The 14,309-nt window shown below is 58.9% G+C and carries 12 protein-coding genes; 4 read left to right on the top strand and 8 right to left on the bottom strand.

Features of this window, described 5'->3' with window-relative positions; all coding sequences use genetic code 11:
- Positions 1–49: 49 nt before the first annotated feature.
- Both EGK14_RS13215 and EGK14_RS13210 read right to left on the bottom strand, forming a co-directional pair.
- Entirely contained in the window at positions 50–1,648 is a 1,599-nt protein-coding gene (locus tag EGK14_RS13215) for a sensor domain-containing diguanylate cyclase (RefSeq protein ID WP_125289560.1), read from the bottom strand.
- Positions 1,649–1,882: 234 nt separating this feature from the next.
- Positions 1,883–2,488, bottom strand: a complete 606-nt coding sequence (locus EGK14_RS13210; RefSeq protein WP_125289559.1) for a DsrE family protein — start codon at positions 2,486–2,488, stop codon at positions 1,883–1,885.
- A gap of 657 nt (positions 2,489–3,145) precedes the next feature.
- Between EGK14_RS13210 and EGK14_RS13205 the strand changes: the two genes are divergently transcribed.
- A complete protein-coding gene (locus EGK14_RS13205) occupies positions 3,146–4,600 on the top strand; it encodes a M48 family metallopeptidase (RefSeq protein ID WP_125289558.1) in 1,455 nt (484 codons plus the stop codon).
- A gap of 4 nt (positions 4,601–4,604) precedes the next feature.
- Positions 4,605–4,961, top strand: coding sequence for an arsenate reductase (glutaredoxin) (arsC, locus tag EGK14_RS13200; RefSeq protein ID WP_125289557.1), 357 nt, complete (start codon positions 4,605–4,607; stop codon positions 4,959–4,961).
- Here arsC and hda read toward each other — a convergent pair.
- The 3 genes from hda to upp all read right to left on the bottom strand — a co-directional run bounded on the left by hda (position 4,958) and on the right by upp (position 7,815).
- Positions 4,958–5,665 carry a DnaA inactivator Hda gene (gene hda / locus EGK14_RS13195; protein WP_125289556.1) on the bottom strand — a complete coding sequence of 236 codons (708 nt, stop codon included), beginning with the start codon at positions 5,663–5,665 and terminating at the stop codon, positions 4,958–4,960. The two genes, arsC and hda, sit on opposite strands and share 4 nt — an antisense overlap.
- A gap of 85 nt (positions 5,666–5,750) precedes the next feature.
- A complete protein-coding gene (gene uraA / locus EGK14_RS13190) occupies positions 5,751–7,028 on the bottom strand; it encodes a uracil permease (protein ID WP_125289555.1) in 1,278 nt (425 codons plus the stop codon).
- A 160-nt stretch (positions 7,029–7,188) separates the two neighbouring features.
- Positions 7,189–7,815: a uracil phosphoribosyltransferase gene (upp, locus tag EGK14_RS13185; RefSeq protein ID WP_125289554.1), complete on the bottom strand. Its 627-nt coding sequence runs from the start codon at positions 7,813–7,815 to the stop codon at positions 7,189–7,191.
- Positions 7,816–8,058: 243 nt separating this feature from the next.
- Between upp and purM the strand changes: the two genes are divergently transcribed.
- Both purM and purN read left to right on the top strand, forming a co-directional pair.
- Positions 8,059–9,099 carry a phosphoribosylformylglycinamidine cyclo-ligase gene (gene purM, locus EGK14_RS13180; RefSeq protein WP_125289553.1) on the top strand — a complete coding sequence of 347 codons (1,041 nt, stop codon included), beginning with the start codon at positions 8,059–8,061 and terminating at the stop codon, positions 9,097–9,099.
- Positions 9,096–9,734: a phosphoribosylglycinamide formyltransferase gene (purN, locus tag EGK14_RS13175; RefSeq protein WP_125289552.1), complete on the top strand. Its 639-nt coding sequence runs from the start codon at positions 9,096–9,098 to the stop codon at positions 9,732–9,734. Before purM ends, purN begins: the two co-directional genes overlap by 4 nt.
- A gap of 28 nt (positions 9,735–9,762) precedes the next feature.
- Here the strand turns inward: purN and pstB are convergent, their stop codons facing one another.
- Genes pstB through EGK14_RS13160 form a run of 3 tightly spaced genes read right to left on the bottom strand, consistent with a single transcriptional unit; the run spans position 9,763 to position 14,302 of the window.
- Complete coding sequence (gene pstB, locus EGK14_RS13170; protein WP_125289551.1) at positions 9,763–10,530, bottom strand: phosphate ABC transporter ATP-binding protein PstB; 768 nt, start codon at positions 10,528–10,530, stop codon at positions 9,763–9,765.
- Positions 10,531–10,544: 14 nt separating this feature from the next.
- Complete coding sequence (gene pstA / locus EGK14_RS13165; RefSeq protein WP_125289550.1) at positions 10,545–12,182, bottom strand: phosphate ABC transporter permease PstA; 1,638 nt, start codon at positions 12,180–12,182, stop codon at positions 10,545–10,547.
- Positions 12,179–14,302, bottom strand: coding sequence for an ABC transporter permease subunit (locus tag EGK14_RS13160; RefSeq protein ID WP_125289549.1), 2,124 nt, complete (start codon positions 14,300–14,302; stop codon positions 12,179–12,181). The genes pstA and EGK14_RS13160 overlap by 4 nt, the downstream gene beginning before the upstream one ends.
- Positions 14,303–14,309 lie beyond the last annotated feature (7 nt).

Raw genomic sequence — 14,309 nt, 5'->3', positions numbered from 1 at the left:
CAGAGTCTACCTGAAAAAATGGCTGGCCGCGCGGCTTCCGGCACAGGCCTCAACCATACTGACGATAAACCTCCTGCGCCGTTTCCTGCCACTGCCCGCTCATTACCACGCGGTTGCGTCCGGCATGTTTGGCGCTGTAGAGGGCGTCGTCCGCCTGTTTAAATACCTGCTCCAGCGGCACCTCATCCGCATTCCACAGCGCTACGCCAATCGACAGCGTCACGCACCCCACCGGGGCCATCGCCAGCTGTTCGATTTTTTTGCGTACGCGTTCGGCAATGACCGCCGCCATTTCCCGGTCCGCGCCCGGCAGGATCATCAAAAACTCTTCGCCGCCGTTGCGGCACACCACGTCGGTCTGGCGCGAGCTTTTGCTCAGCTCCTGCGCCACGCTTTTAATCACGCTGTCGCCCACGTCGTGACCCCAGCCGTCGTTGACGCGTTTAAAGTGATCGATGTCCAGCGCCAGTACGGCAAAAGGCTGGCGCGTGGCGTAAAAATACTCCAGCACGGCATGCAGGCCGCGACGGTTCAGCAATGAGGTCATAGGATCGGTCTGCACCTCAAACTTCAGGCGACCGATTTTATCCTGAAGCAGGCCGAGGCCAGTGAGCATTGCCCGCTTGATCTGCGCCGCTTCGTAATACCAGGAGCGGATGGCGCCAATCTCCGTAGACGCGCCGGACGCATCCATCTGGCTGGCGTTGTCCGCCAGCCGCCCCAGCGGCCGCGCGATCAGCCAGGCAAACAGCCAGGCTAACGCCAGCGTCAACAGCGCCAGCGGAACGGCGCGCTGCACCACCTGCAGCATCATGCTGGTAAGCGGCGTCAGCGTGGTTGGCGTCGGCTTCATCGCCACAATCATCCAGCCGGGCGTGGCGACCATCGCGTAGCCTGCCAGCATCGGCTCGTCGTTTTGCTTCGACACCTGCTGAGAGCCGTTATCCTGTTTCATTGCATCGCTAATCAGCGGCGCGATTTTCTGCCCGATTAACGTGCCGTTTTGGTGATAAAGCACGCGGTTGCCGCTGTCGACAACGTAAAGAGAAGAGCCGTCACGGTAGAACTGCTCGCCCAACAGCTCGTTGAGAATGCTCTTTTTCTTCAGGTAGATTGTACCGCCGACAAAACCCAGATAGACGCCGTTGGGCGACCAGATGGGATAGGAGACGAACACCATTAAATTATTAGCGACCGACAGCGAAGGCTGGCTGACCAGCGGTTTACGCTCTTTCAGCGCCTGTCGGGTAACCGGCGTAGTCAGATGCACGCCTTTGAGCATCAGCGAGTCGGGGGAGATGGCTTTTACCCAGCCGTTGGCATCGACAATCACCGCCGAGTTAAAACTGTTGGTCTGTTCGCGCAGGCGCATGACTTCACGCTGCATCAGCGCTTCATCATTGCCGCCCTGCCCCAGCGTTTTGGCGCTGAAAGCCAGCTGCGATTCCGCCAGCTGAAAAAACATTTCCGTGGTAGAGGCGAGCTTGGTCGCATAAACCCGGTTGGATTCCAGCGTATTTTCAATCAGCACTTCCCGCTGCACTTGCCGGGTGGCGTACAGTGAGTTGGCCAACGTGATGGCAATGCTGGCAAAGGCCAGCAGCATAATCAGCGTGCGCAAATCCAGCTTCAGACGAGGAAGCCTCATGGATTAGCCCCGAGGAAACATTTCATAGATGTCGCTTATTTTTTAATTTGGTTTGGTAACGCGTCATGCCCTGGTGAAGCATGGAGTCATACAAGGAGTATCGTCAGCATTAGGAATAATCTTAGTGATTTTAACTCAATTTTTTGCGGATGGGCAGAGGTGACTGATAAGAAGGCAGATTCAGGCGATAGCGGGAGTAGCATCCCGCCCCGGTAACGGGCGGGACGAAGATAACTACATAGCGAGGAAAGCATAGCCCTGGTTTTCCAGCGTGGCGACCGTGGTCGGGCTGGAAAGCGCATGGGTAACGGAGGTATCAATCCACTCATGCTTAAAATGGTGGAAAGCCACTGACTGATCGCAGACGGAGACGTCCACGCCTTTAGCGCGCAGTTCGCTAATCAGTTTCAGATTAGGGTTATCCACGCCGAAGACTTTTTTATATTCCGTGTTATTTAACATCGCTGGCGTACCGTCGCCGGTAACAGAGACCACAAATTTAAGCTGCTCCTGCGGCACGCCGGAAGCAATATATAAATTCACCACGCGGGCAACGCGCTCCAGACCAAGGTTAGGGACTTTAGGGCCATTTTCCGCTTTGGTTATCTGGAACACGACTTTATTGCTATCGCCCACGGCCGGCTTATAAGCAGCATCCGCTTCATAATGAATTTTGCCGTAGCCATCGATAGCCGGCGTGCTCCAGAAACCGTCAGGATCGTTATCCCGGGCGCCGAAATGCTGGCTGATTTTATCTGCAATAGCCGGCGCGGAAGAGAAGCTGGCACCAATAAAGCCGGCCACGGCAGCGATTAAAACGTAAGACACAACAGGACGCATAGCATGCTCTCCAGAAAGCGTAACGAATCGGAAACGGAACAGTGGGAAGTAAAGTTATCTTGTAAATCTGTAGCAAAGATTGAGTAAATTATTTCTTGCTGTAAATAAGCGCTACTCTGCTTTTATAAAAACAGTGCTGCTTGCCGGTTTTATTTATCTTTTTTATTTAAAAGTGAAATACGTTTTCACTCAAAAAAAGTGCCAGCGTATAAAATTATTTTTTCCTTAACGCTATTTGTTATTCTTACTGGATCCGCAAGAATTTTTTGACTAAGCAAAAAATTCTGATAAAGGCTGGAACGGCATTATGAAGATAAACGCAAGGAAGGCCTGTAGGAGAGACGGCGAGAAGGGCCGGTTCGCGGCCATTTTTAGGAGTAAACCTAAACAATTTTCGTGCCACATTCAATTTTATTGAATAAATTTACCTGAGTTTACTTAATAGCCCGCTTTTCTGCCCCCGTGTGCTGGCAGAGCCTACGTTCAGTTTTTTTCGCTGACTTTAAGGTAGGCTCGTCCAGCCCGATATTTATTCATGCCTGGCGGCGTTTCCTTCCTTATCGCCTCTGGTTAAGATAGCCGCTGAAGAGGGCCGTTCTGCAGGATCATCCATCCTTCTGCCGGGCGATTGAGGACGTTATCAGAATAGGATTTTGCATGATTAACCGACTGAAAAGGTGCGCGCTGGCGTCGCTGATCCTGCTGCCCACGCTGGCCGCGCAGCCTGCCAGGGCCGACATCAGCGATAATTTGCCGGATATCGGCACCACCGCAGGCAATACGCTTTCCGTTAATCAGGAACTGGCGATGGGGGATTTCTATGTTCGCCAGCTGCGGGCCAGCGCGCCGCTGATCAACGATCCCCTGCTCAACGACTATATTAACCAGCTGGGCCAGCGGCTGGTGGCGCACGCCTGGTCGGTCAAGACGCCGTTTCACTTTTTCCTGGTCAGCAATGACGAGCTGAACGCCTTCGCCTTTTTCGGCGGCAACGTGGTGCTGCATTCTGCCCTGTTCCGCTATACCGAAAACGAGAGCCAGCTGGCCTCGGTGCTGGCGCACGAGATTTCTCACGTTACGCAGCGCCACCTGGCGCGCGCGATGGAAGAGCAGCAGCGTAACGCGCCGCTGACCTGGGTCGGCGCGCTCGGCTCCATTCTGCTGGCGATGGCGAACCCGCAGGCCGGGATGGCGGCGTTAAGCGGCACGCTGGCAGGCGCGCAGCAGGGCGTAATCAGCTTTACCCAGCAGAACGAGCAGGAGGCTGACCGTATCGGCATTCAGGTTTTGCAGCGCGCGGGGTTCGATCCCCAGGCAATGCCCAACTTTCTGCAAAAGCTGTCCGACCAGTCCCGCTTCGCCTCTAAGCCGCCGGAAATTTTGTTGACCCATCCCCTGCCCGACAGCCGCCTGGCCGATGCCCGCAACCGCGCCAACCAGATGAAGCCTGTCGTGGTGCAGTCGTCACAGGATTTCTATATGGCGAAGGTGCGCGTACTGGGCATGTACGCGACGGGAAAAAACCAGCTTGGTGACGATCTGCTGGAAACATTGAGTAAAGGCAACGCGCGCGAGCAGACCGCCGCACAGTACGGCAAGGCCGTTCAGTTCCTGCAGGCGAAAAGCTATGATAACGCCCGCCGCATCATCGCGCCGCTGCTGGCCGCTCAGCCGACTAACGTCTGGTATCTGGATCTGATGACCGATATTGATATCGGCCTGAAGCAGCCGCAGCGCGCTATCGCCCTGCTGGAAAAAGCCAAATCATCCAGCCCGGTAGTGCAGCTCAACCTGGCTAACGCTTACGTCGAGGCGAAGCAGCCCGCCAGCGCCAGCAAGATCCTTTATCGCTATACCTGGACGTATAAAGACGATCCCAACGGCTGGGATCTGCTGGCGCAGGCGTCGTCCGCTCAGGGGCTGACGGATGAGGAAGCGGCGGCGCGGGCGGAAAGCCTGGCGCTGAACGGCCAGCTGGATCAGGCGATCCGCAGCTTAAGCGATGCCAGCGCCGCCGTGCCGCTGGGCAGCCTCAAGCAGGCCCGCTACGATGCCCGTATCGATCAGCTGCGTTATTTACAGCAGCGTTTCCGTCAGTATCAGAAAAGGTAGGCGAATGATGTCAAACGTTGAGATTTACCATAACCCACGCTGTTCCAAAAGCCGCGAAACGCTGGCGCTGCTGCAAAGCAAAGGGATTGAACCGGAAGTCGTGCTCTATCTGAAAAATCCGCCGACGGTCGCCACGCTGGAAAGACTGCTCCGTCAGGCGGGCTTCCGCTCTGCGCGCGAGCTGATGCGCCGTAAAGAAGCGCGCTATCAGGCGCTGAACCTGGACGATCCCGCGCTTAGCGAAGCGGATTTGCTGGCGGCAATGGTCGCTTATCCGGAGCTGATTGAGCGCCCTATAGTGGTGGCTAACGGCAAGGCACGGCTGGGCAGGCCGCCGGAGCAGGTGCTGGCTATCCTTTAAAGATCCAGCGCCTCTTTCACGAAGGGAATGGTCAGCTTGCGCTGGGCGCTGATCGAGGCGCGATCCAGCTTGTCCAGCGTCATAAACAGCGTGCGCATTTCCCGATCCAGTCTTTTTAGCAGAAAGCGGCCGACGTCTTCCGGCAGTTCAAAACCGCGCAGCCGCGCCCGCAGCTGGAGCGCCTGAAGCTTGTCATCATCCGACAGCGGCTGCAAACGATAGATTTGTCCCCAGTCCAGACGGGAAGCAAGATCGGGCAGCTTCAGGTTCAGCTGGCGCGGCGGACGATCGCCGGTGATCAGCAGCCGGGTGCGGCCGGTTTCCAGAATACGGTTATAGAGATCGAAAATCGCCATTTCCCAGGGCTCATCGCCGGCGATGCACTCGATGTTGTCGATGCAGATCAGCGCCAGCTGTTCCATACCGTCCAGCACTTCAGGCACGAACCAGGTGCGCTTGTCGAGCGGCACATAGCCCACGGCTTCGCCACGCGCGGAAAGTTCCGCACAGGCCGCGTGGAGCAGATGGCTGCGCCCGCCGCCTTCACGCGACCAGAAATAGAGATAGCTGCCGTGCTCCTGCTGTAACGCACCTTGCAGCGCGGCGATCAGCGACGGGTTATCCCCCGGCCAGAAGCTGGCGAAGGTTTCATCATCGGGCAAATAGAGCGGCAGTGAGAGCTGTGCCGGAGTGTTCAGAAGCACCTCAGTAATGGGTCGAAATCCGGCGGCAGTTTATCACAGTTCTTTAAGGATTATGAAACGGGCAGCGCTGCCGCCCGTCAGATCTTTACTCGCGATCCTGCGGCTCCAGAATGACCTCTTCCGGGCGGATCAGCGTAATCAGCCGGAAGATCAGACTCAGCCCGATGCCGACGATAGTCGCCAGCGCCATGCCCTTCAGCTCTGCCGCGCCAATGTGCACCGTGGCGCCGCTGACGCCGATAATCAGGATCACCGAGGTCAGGATCAGGTTCTGCGCCTTGTTATAATCTACTTTGGATTCAATCAACACGCGGATACCGGAAGCGCCAATCACGCCGTACAGCAGCAGCGACACGCCGCCCATCACCGGCACCGGCACCGCCTGGATCGCGGCGGCCAGCTTGCCGACGCAGGAAAGCAGAATGGCAAGAATAGCCGCGCCGCCAATCACCCAGGTGCTGTAAACGCGGGTAATCGCCATCACGCCAATATTTTCGCCATAGGTGGTGTTAGGCGTGGAGCCAAACAGGCCGGAAAAAATCGTCGAGACGCCGTTGGCAAACATTGAGCGATGCAGGCCGGGATCTTTCAGCAGGTCTTTTTTAACGATGTTCGCCGTGACCACCAGATGCCCGACATGCTCGGCGATCACCACCAGCGCCGCAGGCAGGATGGTCAGCATTGCCGCCCACTCGAAGCGCGGCGTGTAGAAGGTCGGCAGCGCAAACCACGGCGCCGCTTCTACTGACGACCAGTTTACGATGCCCATAAGCCAGGAAAGCGCATAGCCGACCAGCACGCCGATCAGGATAGGGATAATCGCCAGAAAGCCGCGGAACAGCACCGAGCCGAAGACGGTAACCGCCAGCGTCACCATGGAAATCAGAATGGTTTTGCCGTCGACCGCCGCGCCGTTAGCCGGCAGCAGGCCGGCCATATTCGCTGCCACGCCGGCCAGCTCCAGCCCGATGACCGCCACGATAGCGCCCATCGCAGCCGGTGGAAACATCACATCCAGCCAGCCCGTTCCGGCTTTTTTCACAACCAGCGCCACCAGGCAAAACAGCACGCCGCAAAGGATAAAGCCGCCCAGCGCCACCTCGTAGCCCAGCGGCAGCAGCAGCAGCACCGGCGAAATAAAGGCAAAACTGGAGCCCAGATAGGCCGGAATTTTCCCTTTACAGATAAAAAGGTACAGCAGCGTGCCGATACCGTTAAACAGCAGCACGGTAGCCGGATTGATATGAAACAGGATAGGCACCAGCACCGTCGCGCCAAACATGGCGAACAGATGCTGGAAGCTGAGTGGTATGGTTTGCAGCAGCGGTGGCCGCTCGCTTACGCCGATAGCGCGACGCGTCATGGTGAGTTACCCCTTATTTTTCACAATAAAAAACCGACTCTCTGGTCGGCTTGATCGCTGGCAGTCATGATAAAACGCGGGTTGCAGGCCGATGCCCGGCGCGACCGTTGGGCAACGCGCGGCGATGCCGGACGGACGGATAAAAAGGCCTGCGGATTTATCATTTCGTTCCGAAGATCTTATCGCCCGCGTCGCCAAGGCCCGGGATAATATAGCCTTTTTCGTTCAGTCCCTGATCGACGGAGGCGGTATACAGCTCCACGTCCGGATGCGCTTTTTCCAGCGCCGCGATGCCTTCCGGCGCGGCAACCAGCACCAGCACTTTAATACTGCTGCAGCCCGCTTTCTTCAGCAGATCGATCGTGGCAATCATCGAGCCGCCGGTCGCCAGCATAGGGTCAACCACCAGCGCCATGCGCTCTTCGATATTGGACACCAGCTTCTGGAAATAAGGTACTGGCTCCAGCGTCTCTTCGTCGCGATAAACGCCCACGACGCTGATACGCGCGCTGGGTACGTGCTCCAGTACGCCTTCCATCATGCCCAGGCCGGCACGCAGGATAGGCACAACGGTAATTTTTTTGCCTTTAATCTGGTCGATTTCCACCGGGCCGTTCCAGCCTTCGATGGTGACCTTTTCCGTTTCTAAATCCGATGTGGCTTCATAAGTCAGCAGACTTCCCACCTCCGAGGCGAGCTCACGAAAGCGTTTGGTGCTTACGTCCTGTTCACGCATCAGACCCAGTTTATGTTTGACCAGCGGGTGTTTGACTTCCACGATCTTCATTGTTTTACTCCCGGAGTGTATGGCTGCAAAAAAAAAATCGCGAGATTATAGCGCCATTTAGCAGCCAGTACCTATTACTTAATCCGACTTCTGCCGGATCCCTCCCATCCCCTTAAGGATTAGCGCAAAGTGAGCGCGACGCAACAGGTGCCGAAGATGAGGCTCGCAAACGTTTGCCTGCGCTGTTAGAATTGCCGCGCTTTATTACCAACCACCAACCGCAAACCGCGTGGGGATTTCGCAGTGACCGACAAAACCTCTCTCAGCTATAAAGACGCCGGTGTAGATATCGATGCTGGCAATGCTTTAGTCGACCGTATCAAAGGCGTAGTGAAAAAGACTCGTCGCCCGGAAGTGATGGGCGGACTGGGCGGTTTCGGTGCGCTTTGTGCGCTGCCGCAAAAATACCGTGAACCGGTTCTGGTTTCCGGCACTGACGGCGTCGGCACCAAGCTGCGTCTGGCCATGGACCTGAAGCGCCACGATGCCATCGGTATCGACCTGGTTGCGATGTGCGTGAACGATCTGGTGGTTCAGGGCGCCGAGCCGCTGTTCTTCCTTGATTACTACGCCACCGGCAAGCTGGATGTGGAGACGGCCGCCAGCGTGATTACCGGTATTGCAGAAGGCTGCTTACAGTCCGGCTGCGCGCTGGTCGGCGGCGAAACGGCTGAAATGCCCGGCATGTATCACGGCGAAGATTACGACGTGGCGGGCTTCTGCGTTGGCGTGGTGGAAAAGTCGGAAATTATCGACGGCAGCAAAGTCAAAGACGGCGACGTGCTGATTGCGCTGGGTTCAAGCGGCCCGCACTCCAACGGCTATTCGCTGGTACGCAAAATTCTGGCGTTCAGCAATACCGACCCGGAAACCACCCTGCTTGAAGGCAAGCCGCTGGCGGATCATCTGCTGGCGCCAACCCGCATTTACGTTAAAAATATTCTCAGCCTGATTGAGCAGGTTGACGTCCACGCTATCGCCCACCTGACCGGCGGCGGCTTCTGGGAAAACATCCCGCGCGTGCTGCCGGACAACACCCAGGCGGTGCTGTCGGAGTCAAGCTGGCAGTGGCCTGCCGTGTTCGGCTGGATGCAGGAAGCGGGCAACGTCAGCCGCTTTGAAATGTACCGCACCTTTAACTGCGGCGTCGGCATGGTGATTGCGCTGGACGCCAGCGAAGCGGATAAAGCGGTAGAGCTGATGACCGCCGCCGGCGAAAAGGCCTGGAAGATTGGCGTGATTAAAGCCTCCGATGCCGAAGAGCGCGTGGTGATTAACGCATGAAGCGGCTCGTCGTGCTGGTTTCCGGTCAGGGGAGCAATCTCCAGTCCATTCTGGACGCCTGCCGACAGGGACGGATCCACGGCAGCGTTGCTGCCGTGTTCAGCAATAAAGCCGACGCTTACGGCCTGACGCGCGCGCGCGAGGCGGGCGTGCCCGCTCATGCGCTGGCGGCCGCGCAGTTTGCCGATCGCGATGCCTTCGATCGCCAGCTGATGCTGGAAATTGACGCCTACGCGCCCGACCTGGTGATTTTGGCAGGCTATATGCGTATTCTGAGTGCGGATTTCGTGGCGCGCTACGCGGGCAGAATGCTGAATATCCACCCTTCCCTGCTGCCGAAATATCCCGGTCTGCACACGCATCGCCAGGCGATTGAAAACGGCGACGAAGAGCACGGCACCTCGGTGCATTTCGTTACCGAAGAGCTGGACGGCGGCCCGGTGATCCTTCAGGCCAAAGTACCGGTTTTTTCCGGGGATACGATCGATGAGGTCGCGGCGCGCGTACAGCATCAGGAGCACGCTATTTATCCGCTGGTGGTCGGCTGGTTTGCGGATGGCCGCCTGAAAATGCAGGACGGCGCGGCCTGGCTGGACGGCGAGCGCCTGCCGCCGGAAGGCTACGCCTGGGGCTAAAAGGGAAACCGGCGTTTCCCTTTTTTATTCAGCCATAGCGTCCCGTAATATAATCCTCTGTGCGGCGCTGGCGCGGCGCGGTAAAAATCCTGTCCGTTTCGTCAAACTCCACCACGCTACCGTGATGCATAAATGCGGTATAGTCGGACACGCGCGCGGCCTGCTGCATATTGTGCGTGACCAGCACCAGCGTGAAATGCTGTTTCAGCGTGCTCATCAGTTCTTCAATGACCAGCGTGGAGATCGGATCGAGCGCCGAGGTCGGCTCGTCCAGCAGCAAAATTTCCGGTTCAATGGCGATGGCTCTGGCGATCACCAGCCGCTGCTGCTGGCCGCTGGAGAGCGTTAAGGCATTCTGCCAAAGGTTGTTTTTCACCTCTGACCAGAGCGCCGCCGCACGCAGCGCGCTTTCCACCGCCTCGTCCAGCACGCGCCTGTCGCGTACGCCCTGAAGACGCAGGCCGTACACCACGTTTTCATAGATGGTTTTGGGAAACGGGTTTGGCCGCTGAAAAACCATGCCGACTCTTCTGCGCAGCGCCGCGAGATCCTCATTGCTGCCCAGAATCGACTGCTGCTGCAGGCGGATATCGCCCGCCACGCGACAGCCGTCAATCAGATCGTTCATGCGGTTAAAGCAGCGCAGCAGCGTCGATTTACCGCAGCCTGACGGGCCAATCAGCGCGGTAATGCGGTTTTTTGGCACGCGCAGATCGATTGCCTTCAGCGCCTGTTTCTCGCCATACCACAGCGAAAGTTTCTCCACCTCCAGCGCGGTGTCCTGCTCGTTTGGCATTACGCTCTTCTCCATTAATTAATCAGCGCGCGATAGCGTTCGCGCAGCCGGTGGCGCAGCGCCATTGCCAGCAGGTTCAGCGCCAGAATAATCAGTACCAGCAGCAGCGCCGTGGCGAAAACCAGCGGCCTGTCCGCCTGCGCGTGGGGATTCTGAAACGCCAGATCGTAGATTTGAAAGCCAAGATGCATAAATTTGCGGTCAAGATGCAGATAAGGGAAAACCGCATCTACCGGCAGCTCCGGCACCATTTTCACCACGCCAACCAGCATCAGCGGCGCGGTTTCACCTGCCGCCCGCGCCACCGCCAGGATCAGCCCGGTCAGCATAGCCGGGATCGACAGCGGCAAAACCACATGCCACAGCGTTTCCGCCTGGGTCGCGCCCAGCGCCAGCGATCCCTGCCGCAGCGTCTGTGGAATGCGCGACAGCCCCTCTTCCGTAGCGACAATCACCACCGGCAGCGTCAGTAGCGCCAGCGTCAGCGACGCCCAAAGCAGGCCCGGCGTGCCGAAAGTAGGATCCGGCAACGCGTGCGCGAAGAAAAGCCTGTCCAGGCTGCCGCCGACCAGCCAGACAAAAAAGCCCAGCCCGAACACCCCGTAAACAATGGAGGGCACGCCGGCAAGATTGACCACCGCGATGCGCACAAGACGCGTAAGAAAACCGTTGCCGGCATACTCATGCAGCCAGATCGCCGCTACCACGCCAAGCGGCATGACTACGACGGACATCAGCAGCACCATTAAAATCGTGCCGAAGATAGCCGGAAATACGCCATCTTCCCCCAGGCTGCCGCCAGAAGCGCCGCTGACAAAATGCCACAGCTGCGAGCCAAAATGGCGCCACTTTTCGCCGTAGCTCATGGCGTTTGGATACCAGGCGGCCAGGATCTGCGTCAGCGGAATAAGATGCTGCGATCCCGTGACGTCGCGCAGCACCAGTACGGTGCCTTCGTTCTCCTGGCTCAGTCCGGTCAGCGCCTGCGCCTGCTGGCGAAACTGCCGCTGAAGTTCGGCGCTGTCCGCCTGCCAGATGCTCTGCGCCTGCGGCGTATAGCGCTGCTCCTGCTCCAGGCGCTGCCGTTTACGATCCAGCTGCTCCATTTCGCTGTTCAGCCGCGCCAACGCCACATGGCGAATTTTTTCTGCCTGCCGCTCACGCTGTCGCGTCTCTTTAATCCGCTGCTGTAGCACGCGCATCATATCGGCAGCCACCAGCGGCTGGCCGTTTTCCCGCAGCCCGTCAAACCAGCCGTGGGCCATACCACCAACGCGACGTTGCAGGGTGATTACGTCGCCTGGCCGCTCCGTCGCGATAATATCGCTGCTGAGCAGGCTGTGAAAATCGCTGTCGCTGAAGTCGCGGTTGCCGGTTTTAATCAGGTAACGCGTCACGTGTTCCGGCAGATTATCCGGCAGCGGCGCGCCGCTGGCCTGGAGACGCTCGCGTGGAATAGCCTGCGAACTGGCGATTTCGCCCAGCGTCTGCGGCGCATGATTAACCGTAAACAGCGTCACCGGCTGCGGCCAGAAGTAGCGCATGGCCGACCAGCCGAGCAGCGCGATCAGCAACAGAAACGCCAGCAGGCTCAGCGCAACCGCGCCGCCGGTCAGCCATCGCCAGCGATGATTGCGGCTAACGACGCTCATCCCTGCATTTCCTGCTGGCTGAAGCGCTGACGCAGCCGCTGACGCACCAGCTCCGCCAGGGTATTGACCACCAGCGTAAAGATCAGCAGTACCAGCGCGCTCAGAAACAGCACCCGATAGTGGCCGCTGCCCGCGGCGGCTTCCGGCATTTCTATCGCCACGTTAGCGGAGAGCGTGCGTACGCCCTGTAACAATCCGCCTTCCGTCACCGGCGTGTTGCCCGTCGCCATCAGCACGATCATGGTTTCTCCTATCGCCCGGCCAAAGCCGATCATTAGCGCCGCAAAAATCCCGGCGGACGCGCCCGGCAGCACGACGCGGGTTAAGGTTTGCCACTGCGTTGCGCCCAGCGCCAGCGATCCCTGTCCCAGCGCTGGCGGCACGCTGAAAATGGCGTCCTCGGCCAGGGTGAAGATCAGCGGCACCAGCGCAAAACCCATCGCCACGCTGGCGATCAGCAGGTTACGTTGCTGATAGCCGCCGCACAGGCTGTCGGCCAGGCTGATACCCCATACCCGATGTTCCAACATCGGCAGCAGCCAGAGGCAGCACAGCGTCACCAGCAGCAGCACCGGCAGTAAAATCCAGATTTCACGCCCTTCATCGCACAGCCGCCTGCGCCATTTTTCCGGCAGCCGTTGCGAAACGTGGCTGCACAGCAGCAGCGCGGCGGCAAGCGCCAGCGGCCACAGCAGCACGCCCGCCAGCCGATCCGCCAGCTGCGGCGCCAGCCACAGGCCGGCAATCAGCCCAATTACCACGCTGGGCAGCGCGCCCATCATCTCTATCGCCGGTTTTACCCAGCGACGCAGCGCGGGCGCCATAAACCAGGCCGTATACATAGCGGCGGCCAGCGCCAGCGGCGTGGCGAACAGCATCGCCAGTCCTGCCGCCTTCAGCGTGCCGGCCACCATGGGCACCAGGCTGAACTTGCCCTGGTAATCGTCGTTGGCCGACGTGGACTGCCAGACATAGTCCGCGTGCGGATAGTGCTCATACCAGACTTTTTGCCACAGATTGCGCCAGCTGATATCCGGCCAGGGATTGCTAAGGTGATAATGCTGCCAGCTGCCCTGTCGCTCCACCAGCAGCCCGTCGCCGCGCGGTGCAAAGGCCGCGTTCAGGACGCCGGGATCGAGCTGGCTGCGCAGCACTACGCCTTCCTGCTTGCTGGCGAACAGCTTAAATTCGCCCGCCGGGTTTAAGGTAGCGAACACGCGGCGATGCGCCTCGCTTAACAGCAAAAGCTGGTTGCTGGCGTGATGAAAAGCACGGATAGCGTTCAGATGCGGGCCGGTTGCGCTGGCGATATCAAACCACTGGGTAATGCTGTCGTGGTCAGCCACCAGCAGAGTGCTGCCCCCGCTAAGCTGAGCCAGCCGTTCCGGCTGTTGCAGTAAGGTGTGGGTTTCGCGCAGCGCCAGCCCGCCGTCGGTGATGCGCCAGACGCGTAGGCTGTTTTTGGCAAGGCCGTACAGCAGCCGTCCATCGGGCGAAATCATCAGCTGGCTGACGTCCGCTACGCTAATGCTGGCGCTTGCCGTCGCCTGTAGCGGCTGAAAACGGTAAAGCGTGATCTGCGTGGCGCTGGCCTCGGCGGCCAGCCAGCGGTTTTCCGCCGTCTGCGCCAGCGCAATAACGTTAGCGTCGGGATTGCCGCCCAGCGGCTGGTCGCCCAGCGGAAACTTCCAGCGCGGATCCGCTTCGCTGAAGTCGGGCTGCACCAGCGTCAGGCCGGCGGCGCTTTTCAACAGCACGCTGTCGTTATCCGTCGCGACGGTGACGCGGCCCTGGGCCAGCCGTAGCGCAGGCACCCTCGCCCGCTTCGTTAACGCAAGGAACTCCGCCCTGCCCTGCGCGTCAATGCGCCATCCCCACTGCTGCTGCGCATCCATGCCCATCGCTATAGCCGGCTGGTCCTGATCCAGCGCGATGCGGCTGACGCTGCTGAGCGTCGGCGACGAAAAAAGCGGCACCACTACCCAAATCAGCCAGACGAATAGCAGCAGCATCACCAGCAAAATCGCCAGTCCGCAGGCCATCACCACGCGTCGGGTCAGCCGATCGATAAACTGCCGCCGCCGATCGTTATAATGTGCAGGAATGGGAATTGGGTTCATGCCAGTC

It is taken from the genome of Erwinia sp. 198 (assembly GCF_003937915.1).
Classification (GTDB): Bacteria; Pseudomonadota; Gammaproteobacteria; order Enterobacterales; family Enterobacteriaceae; genus Erwinia; species Erwinia aeris.
Note: the sequence above shows the minus strand (reverse complement) of the source record. Positions and strands in the feature narration are given on the sequence as shown.